Genomic DNA, 17,698 nt, shown 5'->3' on the forward strand with positions numbered 1-17,698 from the left:
GCTTCATCACCAATGTCGAAAAAGCTCAAAGCCAAACTTACAGCCTATCGTGCGGTTGCCCTTACCATTGCTGACGAAGATGCCTGCCGACAGCAGCCTTGTCGTAAAACCGTAGCCTAACTCTATGTAAGGATGAATATGATCCACATCGAGCCATGAGACATAAAAGCGCTCCATTTCCATATAATGCCCAGCTATAGGCAGCCAGCTCAAAAGCATCAATGGGCTCTCATAAGTCATGTTTCCACGCAGATAGTAGGATGATGCGTTATATGAGTTGCTTCTGAGCAATTCAAACTCGCCGCTCCAGTCGTCATTCCAGCCGCCGGGGATGTTATTCTCTCTGAAGTTTTCATAGTTAAGAAAATAAGTGTTTCTTCCCTTGTGGCTATAGAAGCCTGACCCTAAGCGCGTTTGAAGCGACTGCAGGCGATTGAGGTGATGAATATATTCGGCATTGAACTCAAATCGCGTATACTTCATGTTTGATTTCATAATCCCGTTGATGCCACGGTCATAGTCAAAGGTGAAGATAGGCCCTGTCCACCCCCATGGGCGATATTGTAATTCTAATACCGGCGCGAACGCAGTATATTCTGACGGTTTATCAAGAAAATGAAAGAATCCCGGATTGACAGCAGCATATCTTTGAAACAGCGAACCTATTTGAAACCCTAAACGACTGTTGATATCAAAGTTAAGGATGAGGCGGGAATCTGCTTGACGAAACTCATTAAAGTTCTTAGGCGATATCACCGGCTTCAGGTCACCTGATTGTGGAGAGATCATCATTTCTTTCTCTATCAGGTTGTTGCTAATATGATTGCCGTTTCCTATCTCGAACTTAACATATCGGTTTTTTCTTCTGCTCATATAATAATAGATGGGCAGGCGGAAATAGAATTGATGGAGCTTGAACGAGTAGCCTGACCGGAAGCGGCCAAGCAGCTCACTGTCGTACCCAAGCTGATAGCTTGCATGGACATCAAACTTATAGGTAAAACCCCTGCCTCGGCTGTAGCTCATATACAGTGGATTGAGCATGGGATTCACACGCAGATAGCCCTGACTGTTTTGCCCAAAATGCATCTTCACACGATTGAGGACGTTATTGCCTACAGCATCCCAGAAGATCGTTTTAACCCAGTTGTGCTTCTTCCGTACAGTATCCTGGAGCCGATCTGAATCCCTGTTAGCATAGGAAGTCACCATTTCCTGGTACATCCTTGACTCATTTTCATTGAGACTGTCAGGCCTTACCTGGGCCATGAGAAGCGGGTCATTGAGCTCTTGCCGGCCATCAAGACGCAAGGTGTCCTTTAGTCCGAAAAAGGACCGATAGTGTGCGGATACCTTATTGCCGAAAAACCGGAAATAGAAGAGCGCCTCACAGTCCCTGGGGAAGAGAGAACTGGCACCTCTCTCGCCCATTTCCATCGACACCCAAGAGTGAATCATGTCGTATTCGCTCTTGTAATTACAGCTGATGATTCGTCCAGTAAGCTTGTCTATAGATGCGTTTCCACGTACGAGCTGCGTGTTAGAGCGACGGCCATAAAAACGGATATTGACCGTGTCACCGCTCTCGCCATATATCTTATACTTATAGAAACGGAAATTATTGGGATGGAAAGGAGAAAGGATGGTATTGCCACAAAGGGTCTCACTATAGATGGTTGGCGTCATATACCGATTGAAACTGGCCATTGTCCGTCTATATCCTGGAATTGTAGTGATACGAATCAATGGCTTGATATCAAAGTCATTATAATCTCTTAGTTGGACCTTTGAATAACTCTCGGTGAGAAACTCTCTCCGTTCTCCGCGGGCAATGATATAGGCCGAAGGCACCAACAAGAGTATTGGGTTTCGTTTGTCAACACGGAGAGAGGCGCGCGCATAGGAAAATGTCGTCTTGGGAGCATGAACAGTATCAATCGCTGTAGCATAAGTATGGACACGCCGAAGCAGGGAGAACTTATTGTCCTTTCTTGCCGCGGCATACAATGGCAGGAGCATTAGAAGCCCAACTATCACACGTCTCATTCCAAATCGCTGAGTTCCAGCCATCTCATTTCTTTTTCATCAAGCTCTTCCTTAAGCTGTGGCAGCCGCTTGCTCTTCTCCGTGAGCTCGTCTACCGACAGTTTTCCGCTGCATAGCTCCGTCTCCAGCAGCTTCTGCTCGTCTTCGAGGACTGTGATGTCCTTGCTGAGCTGCTCTAACTCGCTCTTCTCCTTGAACGACAGCCGGCGGCGGGTGTCGTGATGATAGTCTTTCTTGCTTTTCTTAGGCTCATTAGGCGTCTTAGACTTGTCAGCCCCCTCCTTCGGCTTCAAGGCCTTCCATTCGCGGTATTGAGTATAGTTGCCAGGAAAATCCTTGATGATGCCGTTACCTTGGAAGACAAGCAGATGGTCGACGACCTTGTCCATGAAATATCGGTCATGGCTGACCACGATGACACACCCTGGGAAATCCTGCAGATACTCCTCCAGCACCTGCAAGGTCTGAATGTCGAGATCATTAGTAGGCTCATCCAATACAAGGAAGTTAGGGTTCTTCATCAGTACCGTACAAAGATAGAGCTTTCGTCGTTCGCCTCCACTGAGCTTGTAGACATAGTTTTGCTGTTGTTCAGGCGTGAAGAGGAAATAGTTGAGAAACTGTGACGCGGTCATTTTCCTTCCGCCGCCTAAATCGATGTAGTCTGCGATGTCCGTAATGATGTCGATTACTTTCTGGTCTTCTCTGAATTTCAGTCCGTCCTGCGAGAAATAGCCGAAGCGCACGGTCTCGCCGATGTCGAACTTGCCGCTGTCCGCCGTCACGAGGCCTAAGAGCATTTTGATGAATGTAGATTTTCCCGTGCCGTTGTTGCCCACGATGCCCATTTTCTCAAAACGCGCGAAGTTGTAGTAGAAATTATCGAGAATGATTTTCTCATTTCCACGTGCGTCGGTGAACTTCTTCGACACGTACTGGCACTCGAAGATCTTTGATCCGATATAAATATTGCCGGCCTTAAGCCGCATCTGCCGTTCCTCTATGCGTTGACGGGCACGTTGTTGCAGCTCATAGAAGGCCTCCTCGCGGAAACGGGCCTTGTGGCTGCGCGCCTGAGGCGTAGCACGCATCCATTCAAGCTCCCTGCGAAATAGGTTGTTGGTGCGTGCCAGCTCGGCACGCCGGTTATCGATGCGCTCCTGTCGCTTATCGAGATAGTAGCTGTAATTGCCACGATAGGTGTAGATGGTCTCATCGTCAAGCTCAAGGATGACATTGCACACATGGTCGAGAAAGTAACGGTCGTGGGTGACCATGAGCAGCGTCAGCTTGGAGCGGGAGAGATAGTTCTCCAGCCACACAATCATGTCCAGGTCGAGGTGGTTCGTGGGCTCGTCGAGGATGAGAAAGTCTGGCTCTGTGATGAGCACATTGGCCAGTGCTACACGCTTCTGCTGCCCACCGCTAAGCTCTTTCATGGGTTGTGAGAGATTCTCGATATGGAGCTGCGTGAGTATTTGCTTAGCTTTCAACACCCGTTCGGACTCGCCATGATGGTTGAAGCATGCATCCAGTACTGATTCTTCCGGATCAAACCTTGGTGTCTGTTCAAGATAGCCTACGCAGACATCGTTATGGAAAATGATGGAGCCGCTGTCGTAGCCCTCGCGGCCGGTGATGATCTCCAAGAGCGTTGACTTGCCAGTCCCGTTTTTGGCGATGAGGCCTGTCTTCTGCCCCTCGGCCACAGAGAAGCTGATCTGGTCAAAGAGTGTCTGTGCTCCGAAGCGCTTCGTTAAGTTCTGTATGTCTAAATAGGGTGTCATTGTTTAATGTCGTTGAGTATCTGTCCGATATAGTCGAGCACCTCTTCCCTACCCGTCCTTCTGTCGGCACTGGTGATGAAATAGGTCGGAAGCGACTCCCAGGTATCGAGCAGCGCATTCATCCACGCTTGGGCGTTGGCCTTAGCTTTGGATACGGAGAGTTTGTCAGCTTTTGTGAAGATGATGGAGAAGGGTATGCCGCTGGCTCCGAGCCAGTCAACGAACTCACGGTCGATCTTCTGCTGCTCAAGGCGGATGTCAATGAGCACGAATACGTTGCTCAGCTCCTCACGCTGCAGGATGTAGGAGCGGATCATGCGGTCCAGTTTATCGCGGTCGGTCTTGGAGCGTTTGGCATAGCCGTAGCCTGGCAGGTCAACGAGATACCACTCCCGGTTGATGATGAAGTGGTTGATGAGCAGCGTCTTGCCTGGCACGGCAGACGTCTTGGCAAGCCCCTTGTGCTGGCAGAGCATATTGATGAGGCTCGACTTGCCCACATTGCTACGCCCGATGAAAGCGAATTCGGCGCGGTGGTCCTTTGGGCAGTGACTTACGGTGGGGGAGGAAACGGAGTATTCGGCGGTCGTGATGTCCATTTGTGTCTTTATCAAATTTATCTGCAAATTTAATATCTTTTTCTGAGATAACTATGAAAATGCGATGCAGAAAAAAAGACAACTATTGCAAAAGACACTGAAACGCGCTCGTTTGCACACTATTTCTGCATAATTCTTTATTTTTTCTTGCACATTTAAGATACATTGCTTACCTTTGCACCGATTTAGAAGAAAAGTGTGTCAAAAAGAGTCAGATAAAATGTGTAATTCCGCATTATATCATAAGAACATGGACGAGTTGCAAGAGGATAATAACTTCTTTGCGATTTTTAACTCGCTATATTTGGTTAGCTCGGATATTTTGCTAACACACACACACACACACACACACACACACAGGCGCTACCGGTGTAACTTCTTACAAAAACCTCCTCGCATACGCGCGCGTGAGACACGGCGCACCCTCTTTAGGCAAAGGACATACATGTGGTTCCTTCGCCTGGATTTTTGTATTCCTTGCGAAGGCTTATCATTTGAGATAAGCCCAACTTTCTTATTGGGGGAACTCCATCTGGATTTTATTGCATTAAGAGTTATTAAGGTTACTGTCAAGAACTTGATGACGCACGATAATAAAGTATCTGTGCGGCAAATCGAAGGAACGGGTGCCGTAACCGTTCCCGACAAGGTGCAAAACAAGCAGAACGGTCTGACAAATTTCACTGTGGCGGCAAGGCACAGCAATTCAATATCCTATACTGTCTGTAAAAGGAAAAACATGACATTTAACTAAATTGGAATTACAATGAAGAAAAAAGTGAAGAAAAAGAAGTATCAAAAACCGGAGATAGAAGTAATAGCTGTAGAACCCAGCCATTTCTTCTGTGTCTCGGGGACAATCAATGGGTGGTCGGAGGAAAACGATGAGTCCGGTGATGACGACTGGAGTGACGACAATTCAAATAACAGTTCAAATAACAGTAAAAAATTAATGTGGAACAACCCATGGGAAAAGTAATTGGTATGAGATTCGTGCGTTCCCTACTCTTGTATGGTAGTGTCTTAGGGGGACTTATGCTTTCATCCTGTTCCGAGCAGGATGAATCTGCGACGACAAAGAAGACGAGCAACTCTCCTTATGAGGTTTCGCTCGATGTAGCAATCGATAATCCTGCGGTTGCACCATACAATAAACTGATGACGAGAGTCGGTGTGGAGGAGAATGATGCCAGCGGATTAAAGACTACTTGGGAAACTGACGACAAGCTGACGGTTGCATACCGCAGCGGAGGAACTCTGAAGAAGACAGATCTGACAATAGCATCCATAAACGGGAACTCGGCTACTTTCCATGGAAATGTGGAAAGCAGTGAGGATGCACAGGCCTTCAAGACAAGTACCTTATATGCTGTGAACAATAAGGAAACTGACAAGATAGACGCGTCAATAGATAACAACAAACTGAAGGTCTCTGTTGATTTGTCAGGACAAGACGGTCAAGCCAGCCAAATAGCCAATTATGACCTCCTCTATGCAGAAGGAAAGGCTTCCGCCGGACTGCGCTTTAACCACAAGATGTGTGTAGTCCGTATGGACTTTGACTGTGATCCTTCTGCCTCTTCCGGCAGCAATTCGCTTAGTGAGACATCCTTTATCTATATTCCGAAGACCTCTACCAGCAAGAGCATGTTTGCAGATAAGGCAACTTTTGCGTTCGGCAAAGAGGGTGAAACCGACGAATATAACGGCGTAACCTTTTTCAGTCCGAAGCTTAGCCGCATACCTTTAACTAACGGCAAGGCGAGTGTTTATGTGGTTGTTCCTGCAAACGGGAAACTCACGGGCGAACTATCCATAAAGGTTAAATGCGACAACGGCAGCACCTTCCGCCGCCATCTCAACATCAAAGAGAAATCTTTCCCTGCACAGAAGGTCGTAGCAAAGACCGTGAAGCTGAAAGCATCGGAGAGGACACCTAATATCGGAGACTATCTGTACAGTGACGGCACCTGGGGACCTTTGGTCTATTACACTAACAAATACCCTGTAGCCTTGGTGTTCAGTAATTATACAAGTCCGACCGACAGAGAAAAAGGATACACACACGGATATGCCGTCGGACTGCGTGATGCAGCTTGGCCTACACCATGGGGCCCTGACAATAGGGATTATCCTGAAGCTCCCAATCTGTTTGATCATATTGATGCCACAGCACCGCTCACAATGATGAACAACTTGGACGGGTTGAGCCTCTGCCAGACCCTGAACGAGAGATACCTGAAAAATTATACTTATGAGAATTACTTCAACCATGGAGGAAGCAAGGCCGCGATACCTCTTGCTATGGAGTATGGCGGAGCAGGATGGGAATACGCTTACGATCCAATTCCGCTTGTTCCCAGGCCGCCACACACAAGCGGATGGTATCTGCCAAGTATCGGACAGTGGTTTCTGATGTTTGCCAATCTTTCGGGACTGGATCCAAACGAGCTGCAGATCGCACGGGATGCGGGAGGAAATGTATACAGCCTGAGTTGGCTGTTCAGCTCGGCAGATGAGAAGAATAAATATCTAAAGAATTTCATAAACTGTTTCGATACTTATTTTAATCCTATCCTCGGTCAGTATCGCGACGATGGCAGAATACCAGAGTCAGCATTTTACCTTCCCACCGATGATGGTCGGACAGACCTGTGGTATCTTTGGGCTTGCGATGAAGCAAAGTCGGACGGTTCTGCTTGCTGCGTGCGCCTTGCACCAACGGAAATAGACTTTACTTATCTCGGCAAACGAAATGGTACCGATGAAAACAATGGCTATGCGGCTCGTTCGGTAATCGCTTTCTAAGTTTTGCAGCCTCTCAAATAAGCTGAATATTAACCGGCCAATGAGCGGTGCAGATACAGATCCAAGCTAAATATACTTCAGTGGGGTACTAATTATACTTTAGTACCCCACTACTTATATATGGGTCTGCGTTGATTCTCCCCGTGGAAAGTGGTGAAGAGCCAATTCCGTTTATTGGATGAGTCCAATGCCTGTGAGTTTCATATCTGGATAGACTTTGATTGTGGCTCCAGGTTCAAGTCTTCCAAGGACACACGTTACAGTCCATAATTGAAAAAATATCTCCAAAAGGAGTGAGTTTCTCGGATTTTATTTGTAAGTTTGCCACGTCAATCGCTGAATTCGCTGCCTGATTTTGCAACACTAAGGCAAGTAGATTTTGCGACATGGCAAAATCTTGAGCAACTAATTGTTGCCCAAAACTTATAATAGTTAAACCAAGTGTTGCAGAATTAAGGAAGACAATGACAAAAGAAAAGTTCTTCACAAATTTAGGCTGGGTTGGTATGGTTACATCCGTTTTGATGTATGTTTTCTATATTGCGCAGATCCAAAACAACCTTGCCGGACAGAAAGGTACATTCATTCAGCCATTCATGGCTGCTATTAACTGCACGCTGTGGGTATGTTATGGACTCTTCAAAGAGAAGCGTGACCTGCCACTTGCCTTAGCAAATGCGCCTGGAGTAGTCTTCGGCTTAATCACCGCTTTCACCTCTCTGTAAGACAAAGTAGGGAAGATTATAACGGCACTCATGGCAATGATCTTGTCATTGTTTTCATTTAGCGGGCCCTAATTACACTTTCATCGTCACGCGACCACGGCGTGGTCATCATGTGACCACGCCGTGGTCATGAGATGACCACGCTTTGGTCATCACATGTAGTGATCGCCATTACACCTGTCTACAGGAAGATACACAAAAAAAGGGCGACTTCAAAGCCGCCCCCATTCTGTTTGCCCTAAAAGACTTTACTTTTTCAACATGCTCTCAAGCTCCTTTGTACGAGGATCTGTAGCACCATAAATCGAATAATAGCACTGATAGAGAGGATAAGCCCAGTTACTCTGCGCGCGGTTTGGATCAACCTGCTTGGCCTGCTCCAGATACCCCATGGACTCGTTATAGAGCTGCTTCTGCTGTGCCGGATTTCCATTAAGGGCAGCAGCTTTGGCATTAATGGCGAAACCTAAATAAGTCAGCACAACCGAGTTATCACCCTTGATGGCGATGGCTTTCTTGAAGTCCTCAATGCACTCATCCCAGTTGGGATTTTGCGACTTCGACTCCTTGTTGACCAAATTCTGTCCTTTCATTGCCCAGGCAGTGAAGTTCTTAGGATTGGCAGCAATTGCCTGGTCGAGCAGAGCGTTGAGTTCTGTCTCCATGCCAAGACCGCTATACATGTTGCAAAGCAGCCCAAAGACAGTCTCATTGCTGGGATCAGCAGCGTAAGAAGCCTTCATTTTGTTAGCGAAAGCCAATGAGTCAGCGCGTGTCTTGAGATTCATCTGGGCCATGGAATACTTGAACGACTCTGCCTGCTTACGCATAGCCGTGTCCTGCATGGCAATATCGGCATACTTCTCAGCCTTTGCGTACTGCTTAGCCTGATTAGCATAGAGAGCCGTATAATAAGCTACCTGTCCGAGATACTGCTTCTCACTTTCATGGGTCTTTGCAAACATGGGATTGTCGTCCGTATCGAGAAAAGCTCCCCAATATTTCAGAACGTTGTCCTGATCGTTGCGCTGAGCATAATAGTTACCGGCGTTGACGAGCTGCAGACGGGCGTTACCGACAGTTGTAGACAGACCATCTGTGTACTTTGGCTTCACCTTGCCCTTCTCGTTAGGCTCTGCGTCATACTTAGCGCACTCTACACCATTGATTGTGGCATCGTAGGCTGCCTGGTAGAAAGCAAGCGTGTCGTAAGGTGTCGTCTTCTGCTTAAGCATCTTAGCCTGGATGTTCTGAGCCTCAATAGCATTCTGTGCATCGAAAGTCTTCAATGCAAGATTTGTCACATAGTCATAGGCCTTTGCTTTCTCGGCAGCATTGGCCATCTGTCCAAGATTCTGCTTCAGAAGTTGCGAAGCCTGAGTGAAATCCTTTGCAGCAAGCACAGCTTTCAGTGGTTCGCTGTCGCCCGCAAAAGCAGCTGATGTGCCAAGCATCATCAAAGCTGCAATCATTAGTTTTCTCATAAGCGTTGAAAAATTATGTATTATCAGTTTTCTACGTTTGTATCCGTCACGTCGAGTGATCCGGGATTCAAGGTCGTCGCGTCCTGAGGCTCTTGTGAGTTGATGTCCTTTTCTAACTTCGCATTGGTCTCATTCCACTTCTGACGGCTTTCCTCTTCCACTGTCGCCTCAAGCTCAGAACTCATCACCTTGCAGACGCTGGCGATGCAATCATTCTTCTTGGTGAGGTTGATGAGGCGCACGCCCTGCGTGGCACGGCCCATGACACGCACATCAGCCACAGCCATGCGGATGACGATGCCGCTCTTATTGATGATCATGAGGTCGTTTTCATCGGTCACGTTCTTGATGGCCACAAGCTTACCTGTCTTCTCAGTGATGGCAATGGTCTTCACACCCTTCTTGGCACGGCTTGTCTTGCGGTATTCCACAATCTCAGAACGTTTGCCGTAACCGTTCTCTGAGACGACCATCGCCGTCTCCTTTTCTGGGTTGTTGACAACGATCATACCCACGACGGCATCGTCGTTGCCATCGAGTACCATACCCCTGACACCCATTGCTGCACGGCCGGAAGGACGTACTTGCTTCTCATCAAAGTATACAGCCCGACCATTGCGGTCAGCAAGAATCAGCTCATTGGAGCCATTGGTCAGACGCACGTCCACAACCTCATCTCCATCGGCTATGATCAGCGCCTTGACACCATTGGCACGCGGACGCGAATACTCCTTCAGGCAGGTCTTCTTTACCGTACCGTTCTTTGTAGCAAAGACCACATAGTGCGAGTTGGTGAATTCCTCATCGCCAAGGCCGCCGCCACGAAGACGGAGGAATGCATTCACCGTGTCTCCTGACTCAAGGTTGAGAAGGTTCTGGATTGCCCTACCCTTCGAAGCCTTATCGCCCTCAGGTATATCGTAGCAGTGCAGCCAATAGCATCGTCCAAGGCGAGTGAAGATGAGCATTGTCTGATGCATCGTGGCCGGATAGATAAACTCGGTGAAGTCTTTCTCACGCGTATGTGCACCCTTTGAGCCTACGCCTCCGCGCGCTTGTTCCCTGAACTCCTTGAGCGGCGTACGCTTGATGTAGCCTAAATGGCTGACAGTGATGACCACAGGGTCGTTGGGATAGAAATCCTCAGCATTGAACTCGTGCTCATCGGGAATGATCTGCGTGCGGCGCTCATCGCCATACTTCTGTTTCACTTCGAGGAGGTCGTCCTTCATCACTTTCTTGCAAAGCTCAGGATCATCGAGAATCTGCTGCAGATAGGTGATTCGCTTTTCCAACTCTTCGTACTCAGCATGCAAGTCATCAAGGCGAAGTTTTGTGAGTTGGGACAGACGCATATCCACAATAGCTTTCGACTGCAACTCATCCAGTGAGAAACGTGTCTCTAAATTGCGCTGTGCATCCGATGGGCTTTCACTTCCGCGGATAATGTGCACCACCTCATCGATATTGTCACTTGCAATGATCAATCCCTCAAGGATGTGTGCGCGGTCTTTGGCCTTATTCAAATCGAACTTTGTGCGGCGGATGGTCACTTCATGCCGATGCTCTATGAAATAGCTGATGCACTCTTTCAGCGAGAGCAGCTTCGGGCGAAGCTGGGAATGGTCATGCTTATTAGGCACAAGGGCAATGCAGTTGACAGAGAAACTGCTCTGCAGGGCTGTCATCTTGAAAAGCTTGTTCAGGATGACCTTGGCATTGGCATCTTTCTTCACGTCCACGACAATTCGCATGCCCTGGCGTCCGGTTTCATCATTGACATTGCTGATACCTTCCAGTTTGCCTTCTTTCACAAGATCGGCTATATACTCAATGAGCTGCTGCTTGTTGACACCGTAAGGAATCTCTGTCACTACGATACGGTCGTGGTTGTCATCGCTTTCTATCTCCGCCTTTGCACGGATAACGACACGGCCGCGGCCGGTACGATAGGCGTCCTTGACACCCTGAAGACCATATATATAGGCACCCGTTGGGAAATCAGGAGCTGGGATATACCTCATCAGTCCATCCACGTCGATATCTGGATCGTCAATATAGGCACAACAGCCATCAATAACCTCCCCAAGATTATGGGTCGGGATGTTCGTGGCCATACCAACGGCGATTCCATTGCCACCATTGACAAGCAGATTGGGGATTTTCGTGGGCATCACAGAGGGCTCCTTCAACGTGTCGTCGAAGTTGTTGACCATATCGACAGTATCTTTGTCAATATCGTCCATAATGTGCTCGCCCATCTTCGACAGGCGGCACTCTGTGTATCGCATGGCGGCTGGTGAGTCTCCATCAACGCTGCCGAAGTTACCTTGTCCATCGACAAGTTTGTAACGCATGTTCCACTCCTGGCCCATACGCACCAAGGCAAGATAGACAGAGCTGTCGCCATGGGGATGGTACTTACCAAGAACGTCGCCAACGACACGCGCGCATTTCTTATAAGGTTTGTCACTTGTGTTTCCCAAGCCAAGCATACCGTAAAGAATACGGCGATGCACGGGCTTGAAACCGTCCCTGACATCAGGAAGTGCACGGGCCACAATGACTGACATCGAATAGTCGATGTAAGAGGATTTCATCTCTTCCTCGATGTTAATCTTCATGATCCGGTCCTGATCAATAGTCAGATTTTCATCCATTATACTTTATGTCTTTATTTGTGTTAAAATGCGATTTAAGGGCATTTAAATGCGAGAAAATCCACTTACATGCCTTTTTCAAAATGTAAAATTACACATTTTATATGAGAAAGAGACGATTAAATGAAGAAAAAATAGCACTTACACCCATTATTTTTTATCGGTGGCGAAGATTAACTAAAAAGCCCATGATCCTCTCAGACCATGGGCTATAAAAATGACGGAAATGGGTTTTACGGGTTACAGCCTCACAACAAGATACTTACTCACACTCCAGAATGTCTGCATATCCTTAATATGAAGTGTAGAAGAGCCGTTAGCGTTCTTCTCTATCGTATAGGAATCGGATGGCATCTGCGTCATGATCTTCGGATTAGAAGAGCTAAGCCGGATGTCATTGAAGTTGCGGATATCAACCTTGGAGAAGCTGCCCGGCTGCAAGCTCGCCACATCCACTGTTTTCTTGGCAAGGAAGCCACCCCTGATAATTCCTTTTGTCTTAAGCTCCTTGGCAGTACCAATCGCCACAAACCCTGTATGCAGCGACTCATCCTGCTGGGCAATTGTCGTCTTCTGCTGATCAATGGCCTTGTTTTGGGTCTCAACGGTTGATTGCAATTGCGTGTTAGTCGTGGTGAGATTGTTCACACTCTCATTGAGCTGGGCAATGTTAGCGTTTTTGTCGTCCAACTGCTTCCTCAAATCAGCAATCTGAGCGTCTTTCTCATTCAGCTGTGCCTTATAGTTAGCAATAAGCTTCTTGATTCGCTGACCATAAGAAGAGTTGTTGCCTGACACTTCAGCCTCAAGCTCATTGATGCGCGTACGCTGTTTGCGCAGCAACTCCGCAAGATTTTGCAGCTGTGTACGCATCTGTGCTTTATCCAGACGACCTTCTTTGTTTCCCATCTGTTTAATGAGACCCTCTTGCGCAGAAATACTGTCAAGACCCACAGACATCACGTTGACGAAGTCTGCCATCTGCCTAATATCCTCTTGATGCAAGCTATCCGAATTAGACAGAGAGTCAATAGCAGATTGCATTTTATTGGTCTTTCCACCGTTGCAACTAATCATGCCTAAAGCCAAGGCAAGACTCAGCAACCCTGATAAAATAATGTTTTGTGTCTTCATAATCTATTATTTTAATGTTCCAACACCGCAAAAATAGACAATTTATGAATACCAGCATCCTTTTGAGACCCGTTTTTACTATTTTTTATGATTTATTGTTGCTTTATCTACATTCTCCAATAACTTTGTCTTTGCCTTTCCCTATGACAGACAATGCGCTGAAGCGGCACTCATCACTGAGATGATTCTTGTTTCCGATGTTGTGGATCTAAACCTGTTATCAGAGCTTTACACCTACGGTTCAACACGGGACCTGCAGGATTACCGCGGCGATTTGTATCAGATGAAACGGCTATAGCATGTTTCTAAGTACCGTCACCGCTTCTGCTACACTTGGCACATTACTGATTTTTATCAGGCGGTGACCGTTGCTGTCTTTAAAATTGCAACGGCGCGGATTGTCCATCACAAAATGAATGATGCGCCCAAAAGTCCTGCTCTGATAGAATGCTGATGACTGATTGGAGACAAACTGCATGGTCATCAGACTCTGTCGAAGCATGATTTTCTCACATCCAAGCCTTCTACCAAAGCGCCTCAACATGACTACTTGCATCAACTCTTCACCCTCATGGGGTACACTGCCAAAGCGGTCAACAAGCCTCTGACGATATGCTTTCAAGGCCTCGTCATCCGTAATATTGTCAAGTTCACGATAGAGCAGCATCCGCTCAGAACTTGTGGGCACATAAGTATCAGGGAAGAACATCGGCAGATCACTCTCTACTGCACAATCCTCCACAAACTCATCACCGGATATTTCTCGCCCCTCCTTAATGTCTTCAGTGTATAGATCTTGAAATTCGTCATTCTTCAACTCTGTCACTGCCTGGCTTAATATCTTCTGATATGTCTCATAACCCAAATCCTCCATGAAACCACTTTGTTCGGATCCTAACAAATTACCGGCACCTCGAATGTCCAGATCCTGCATGGCAAGGCTGAATCCGCTCCCTAAATCAGAGAATGTCTCAAGAGCCTCAAGCCTGCGGCGAGCCTCAGGAGTCAGGGAGGAACGTGGTGGTGCAAGAAGATAGCAGAAAGCCTTTCGATTGGAGCGCCCTACTCTGCCACGCATCTGGTGAAGATCTGAAAGTCCAAAATGATGAGCGTCATTGATAATAATCGTATTCGCATTAGGGATATCAACACCGTTCTCAACTATTGTAGTAGACAGCAATACATCGTACTCATAATTGATAAAGCCCATAATGATCTTCTCCAGATTCTCTGGAGGCATCTGCCCATAACCGATAGCCACACGACAATCGGGTACATACTGATGGATCAGCTCTGCAATATGCGTCAGACCCGATATACGATCGCTTACAAAGAAAACCTGTCCAGAGCGGCTCATCTCAAAATTGATAGCATCGGCTATGACCTCATGAGAAAAGGTGCAAAGCTCCGTATGGATAGGGTATCTGTTCGGTGGTGGGGTTCGCATGATGCTCATGTCACGCGCACCCATTAGCGAGAACTGCAAAGTGCGAGGTATTGGTGTCGCCGACATGGTGAGCGTGTCCACATTTGTTTTGAGTTTGCGTAACTTTTCTTTCGTTGAGACTCCAAATTTCTGCTCTTCGTCAATGATGAGAAGACCTAAGTCGTGCCATTTCACCGACTTTCCTATCAGTTTATGCGTACCTATAATAATATCCACACGCCCGGACTCCAAGCCCTCTGTCACTTGCCGCGCCTGTTTAGCCGTTCGCGCACGCGACAGATACTCTACAGTGACAGGAAAGTCACGCAACCGTTTTTTAAAAGTTTGGTAATGCTGATAAGCAAGCACCGTTGTAGGAACGAGTAAAGCAGTCTGCTTACCGTCGCATGCAGCCTTGAATGCAGCCCGAATGGCAAGTTCTGTTTTTCCAAAGCCTACGTCTCCACAGACAAGACGATCCATTGGAACAGCCCGCTCCATATCAGCCTTGATGTCTTGAGTCGCCTTCAACTGATCAGGGGTATCTTCATATAAAAAACTGGCCTCAAGTTCATGCTGCATGAAATTATCAGGAGAAAAGGCAAAACCTTTCTCATGGCGACGTTTGGCGTAAAGGCGTATGAGATCACGGGCTATATCCTTGATTTTCTTCTTTGTCCGCTCTTTCAGTCTCTCCCATGCACCTGTACCAAGTGTCGACAAGTGTGGGGCTTTGCCGCTGTCTGCAGCCCTATATTTCGAAATCTTATAAAGCGAATGGATGGAAACATCCACCTTATCATTATTTTGATAAATAATCCGAATCACTTCCTGATAGCCACCCTGCGGATTAGGAACCTTTATCAACCCGCCGAACTTGCCTATACCCAAGTCGACATGAACGAGATAATCCCCAGGTTGCATCTCCTGAAGTTCCTTCATCGTGAGTGCCATCTTGCCCGCACGCGCCTTGTCAGACTTGAGATTGTATTTATGAAAACGGTCGAAGATCTGATGATCGGTAAAGAAACAAGCCTTCAGATCACCGTCCACAAAGCCTTCATGGACAGTTCTGTCTACTGCAACAAGATGATTGCCAAGCCTTTCGGTAGCATCATCCGCAGTCATATCATTGAGAATATCCCTAAGACGTTGCTGCTGTTTCTCGCTGTCGGCAAGAATATAAAGATGATATCCTTGAAGCTGATAGTCCTCTAACGACTGTCTGAGCAGATCAAAATTCTTATGGTATAATGGCTGAGGAGTAGTATGAAAAGAGATAATAGTGGTATCGCTGCGCGAGGAATCCGTAACAGTATTAGTAAGAGAGACCGTTTGAAAACGTGACAATTCGTCAGCAAACACTGTAGGTTTGCAGAGCACATTCTCACGATTCATTTCTTGACGTATATGTTCTTGTTCCAGTTCAGTAGCACCTTCCATGCGCTCCGTCATTGCCTGTGTTGAGAATCCCTCATTATAAATACGCTGAATCATGTCAAAGACGAATCGCTCGTCCTTCATCACAATGAGTGCATCATCAGGAAGAAAATGCAGAAAAGATACTTTTTCCGTCTCTAACGAAGCAAGTTCAGGTACAATCTCTACTTGTGTCTTACGGTCTTGAGACAGTTGATCCTCTACTGAAAATGTACGGATCGTATCAATCTCATCGCCAAAGAAGTCGATGCGATAAGGCAGCTCACTACTGTAAGAATAGACGTCCACGATACTTCCACGCAGAGCGAATTGCCCAGGCTCATAGACATAATCCACTTCCGTAAAGCCCAAATCACGCAAACGATGCTCGAGATCCGTGATGGCAATTAACTGTGATGTTTTCAAAGAAATACGGCGCTCGTCTAACTGATGCTGTGAGACAACCAGTTCTGCCATTGCCTGTGGACTTGCCACAATTGCCAATGGCTCAGACTCGGAAGATGAAAGTGAAGCAAGTGTCTCCGTGCGTGATATTTCATTTGCAGCGTCTCGCTGACCGTATTTCACTGCCCGACGATATGCTGAAGGAAAGTAATAGGCCCTACTGACAGACAGATCATTAAAGAAATAGCCTGCCTCGTCGGCATCATCAAGAATAAACAGAATGGTTCGACCGATACGATCGAACACGGATGAGAATAGTACCGACACAGAAGACCCTACAAGACCTTGGAGAACAACTCTTTTAACAGATTGATCTCCTAATGTCTTTAAAAGTGTACCCGCCTGCAGCAGATGACCATATGAATCTACTAATTGGCTGAACCTCATTCCGCGGGCTGGGGATATTTCCTGAACCATCCGTCAAGTCTAAGGCGTATGACACCAAACAAAGCCTCCGAGAAGATACCACCACTCATCTTACTCGTGCCTTCACGACGATTGACGAAGATCACTGATACTTCTTTAATCTTGAAGCCAATCTTATAAGCCGTGTATTTCATTTCTATCTGGAAAGCATAACCTTTAAAACGAATCCTATCGAAATCTATGGTCTTCAGCACACGTCGGCGATAACAAACGAATCCTGCGGTAGTATCATGCACATCAATACCCGTCACCACCCTTACATACTTAGAGGCGAAGTAGCTCATCAGCACTCGACCCATTGGCCAGTTAACCACATTCACGCCTGAAATATATCGTGAGCCGACAGCCACATCAGCACCCCCGTCATGGCAAGCGGCGTAAAGGCGCGGCAAATCATCAGGATTATGGCTGAAATCAGCGTCCATCTCAAAAACATACTCATAAGTACGTTCTAAAGCCCATCTGAAACCTGCTATATAAGCAGTGCCAAGGCCTTGCTTGCCTTGCCGTTCAATAAGAAAAAGACAGTCGCCGAACTCATCTTTTTGTAAACTTTTTACGATAGATGCTGTGCCATCAGGGCTGCCGTCATCAATCACTAAAATGTGGAAACACTTCTCAAGGGAAAACACAGCACGTATGATTTTTTCTATGTTCTCCTTCTCATTGTAAGTGGGGATAATTACGATCGAGTCACTCTCACACATAAGAACTATTCT

General features: G+C 46.9%; 11 protein-coding genes and 1 pseudogene. 4 read left to right on the plus strand and 8 right to left on the minus strand.

From position 1 onward, the window contains the following. Positions 1-6 precede the first annotated feature (6 nt). The 3 genes from PREMU_RS07975 to yihA are packed head-to-tail and all read right to left on the minus strand — an operon-like array spanning position 7 to position 4,432. Positions 7-2,070 carry a DUF5686 family protein gene (locus tag PREMU_RS07975; protein ID WP_244863879.1) on the minus strand — a complete coding sequence of 688 codons (2,064 nt, stop codon included), beginning with the start codon at positions 2,068-2,070 and terminating at the stop codon, positions 7-9. Beyond that, entirely contained in the window at positions 2,043-3,833 is a 1,791-nt protein-coding gene (gene abc-f, locus PREMU_RS07980) for a ribosomal protection-like ABC-F family protein (protein ID WP_007574421.1), read from the minus strand. Before abc-f ends, PREMU_RS07975 begins: the two co-directional genes overlap by 28 nt. Then, on the minus strand, positions 3,830-4,432 hold the full coding sequence (gene yihA / locus PREMU_RS07985; RefSeq protein WP_007574422.1) for a ribosome biogenesis GTP-binding protein YihA/YsxC: 603 nt from the start codon (positions 4,430-4,432) through the stop codon (positions 3,830-3,832). The genes abc-f and yihA overlap by 4 nt, the downstream gene beginning before the upstream one ends. Before the next feature lie 766 nt (positions 4,433-5,198). On the opposite strand from yihA, the gene PREMU_RS07995 reads away from it, so the two are divergent. The 3 genes from PREMU_RS07995 (at position 5,199) to PREMU_RS08005 (ending at position 7,965) form a co-directional block, all read left to right on the plus strand. Next, positions 5,199-5,411 carry a hypothetical protein gene (locus PREMU_RS07995; protein WP_007574424.1) on the plus strand — a complete coding sequence of 71 codons (213 nt, stop codon included), beginning with the start codon at positions 5,199-5,201 and terminating at the stop codon, positions 5,409-5,411. Beyond that, positions 5,399-7,240, plus strand: coding sequence for a hypothetical protein (locus PREMU_RS08000; RefSeq protein ID WP_007574425.1), 1,842 nt, complete (start codon positions 5,399-5,401; stop codon positions 7,238-7,240). The genes PREMU_RS07995 and PREMU_RS08000 overlap by 13 nt, the downstream gene beginning before the upstream one ends. A gap of 464 nt (positions 7,241-7,704) precedes the next feature. Continuing rightward, positions 7,705-7,965: a SemiSWEET family transporter gene (locus PREMU_RS08005; RefSeq protein WP_007574426.1), complete on the plus strand. Its 261-nt coding sequence runs from the start codon at positions 7,705-7,707 to the stop codon at positions 7,963-7,965. Between the two features lie 248 nt (positions 7,966-8,213). Here the strand turns inward: PREMU_RS08005 and PREMU_RS08010 are convergent, their stop codons facing one another. From PREMU_RS08010 to PREMU_RS08020, 3 genes are all read right to left on the minus strand, one after another. After that, positions 8,214-9,449 (minus strand): tetratricopeptide repeat protein, encoded by a 1,236-nt coding sequence (locus PREMU_RS08010; protein WP_007574427.1) that lies wholly within the window; start codon positions 9,447-9,449, stop codon positions 8,214-8,216. A gap of 23 nt (positions 9,450-9,472) precedes the next feature. Next, positions 9,473-12,109, minus strand: a complete 2,637-nt coding sequence (gyrA, locus tag PREMU_RS08015; RefSeq protein ID WP_007574428.1) for a DNA gyrase subunit A — start codon at positions 12,107-12,109, stop codon at positions 9,473-9,475. 240 nt (positions 12,110-12,349) lie between these two features. Next, positions 12,350-13,243: a Cbp1 family collagen-binding glycoprotein adhesin gene (locus PREMU_RS08020; RefSeq protein WP_007574430.1), complete on the minus strand. Its 894-nt coding sequence runs from the start codon at positions 13,241-13,243 to the stop codon at positions 12,350-12,352. A gap of 130 nt (positions 13,244-13,373) precedes the next feature. On the opposite strand from PREMU_RS08020, the pseudogene PREMU_RS15680 reads away from it, so the two are divergent. Further along, a pseudogene (locus PREMU_RS15680) lies at positions 13,374-13,541 on the plus strand (carbon-nitrogen hydrolase); the annotation flags it as partial. On the opposite strand, the gene mfd reads toward PREMU_RS15680, so the two are convergent. Both mfd and PREMU_RS08030 read right to left on the minus strand, forming a co-directional pair. Further along, positions 13,536-16,940, minus strand: a complete 3,405-nt coding sequence (mfd, locus tag PREMU_RS08025) for a transcription-repair coupling factor (protein ID WP_007574432.1) — start codon at positions 16,938-16,940, stop codon at positions 13,536-13,538. The pseudogene PREMU_RS15680 and the gene mfd overlap by 6 nt on opposite strands. Then, positions 16,937-17,686 carry a polyprenol monophosphomannose synthase gene (locus PREMU_RS08030; RefSeq protein ID WP_007574434.1) on the minus strand — a complete coding sequence of 250 codons (750 nt, stop codon included), beginning with the start codon at positions 17,684-17,686 and terminating at the stop codon, positions 16,937-16,939. Before PREMU_RS08030 ends, mfd begins: the two co-directional genes overlap by 4 nt. Positions 17,687-17,698 lie beyond the last annotated feature (12 nt).

It is taken from the genome of Hallella multisaccharivorax DSM 17128, from assembly GCF_000218235.1.
In the GTDB taxonomy this organism is placed as follows: domain Bacteria; phylum Bacteroidota; class Bacteroidia; order Bacteroidales; family Bacteroidaceae; genus Prevotella; species Prevotella multisaccharivorax.

Coding starts and splice junctions, on each gene's coding strand:
- PREMU_RS08000 (WP_007574425.1), top strand. CDS start 5,399: ATGGGAAAAGTAATTGGTATGAGATTCGTGCGTTCCCTACTCTTGTAT.
- PREMU_RS08030 (WP_007574434.1), bottom strand. CDS start 17,686: ATGTGTGAGAGTGACTCGATCGTAATTATCCCCACTTACAATGAGAAG.
- PREMU_RS08005 (WP_007574426.1), top strand. CDS start 7,705: ATGACAAAAGAAAAGTTCTTCACAAATTTAGGCTGGGTTGGTATGGTT.
- yihA (WP_007574422.1), bottom strand. CDS start 4,432: ATGGACATCACGACCGCCGAATACTCCGTTTCCTCCCCCACCGTAAGT.
- mfd (WP_007574432.1), bottom strand. CDS start 16,940: ATGAGGTTCAGCCAATTAGTAGATTCATATGGTCATCTGCTGCAGGCG.
- abc-f (WP_007574421.1), bottom strand. CDS start 3,833: ATGACACCCTATTTAGACATACAGAACTTAACGAAGCGCTTCGGAGCA.
- PREMU_RS07995 (WP_007574424.1), top strand. CDS start 5,199: ATGAAGAAAAAAGTGAAGAAAAAGAAGTATCAAAAACCGGAGATAGAA.
- PREMU_RS08010 (WP_007574427.1), bottom strand. CDS start 9,449: ATGAGAAAACTAATGATTGCAGCTTTGATGATGCTTGGCACATCAGCT.
- gyrA (WP_007574428.1), bottom strand. CDS start 12,109: ATGGATGAAAATCTGACTATTGATCAGGACCGGATCATGAAGATTAAC.
- PREMU_RS08020 (WP_007574430.1), bottom strand. CDS start 13,243: ATGAAGACACAAAACATTATTTTATCAGGGTTGCTGAGTCTTGCCTTG.
- PREMU_RS07975 (WP_244863879.1), bottom strand. CDS start 2,070: ATGGCTGGAACTCAGCGATTTGGAATGAGACGTGTGATAGTTGGGCTT.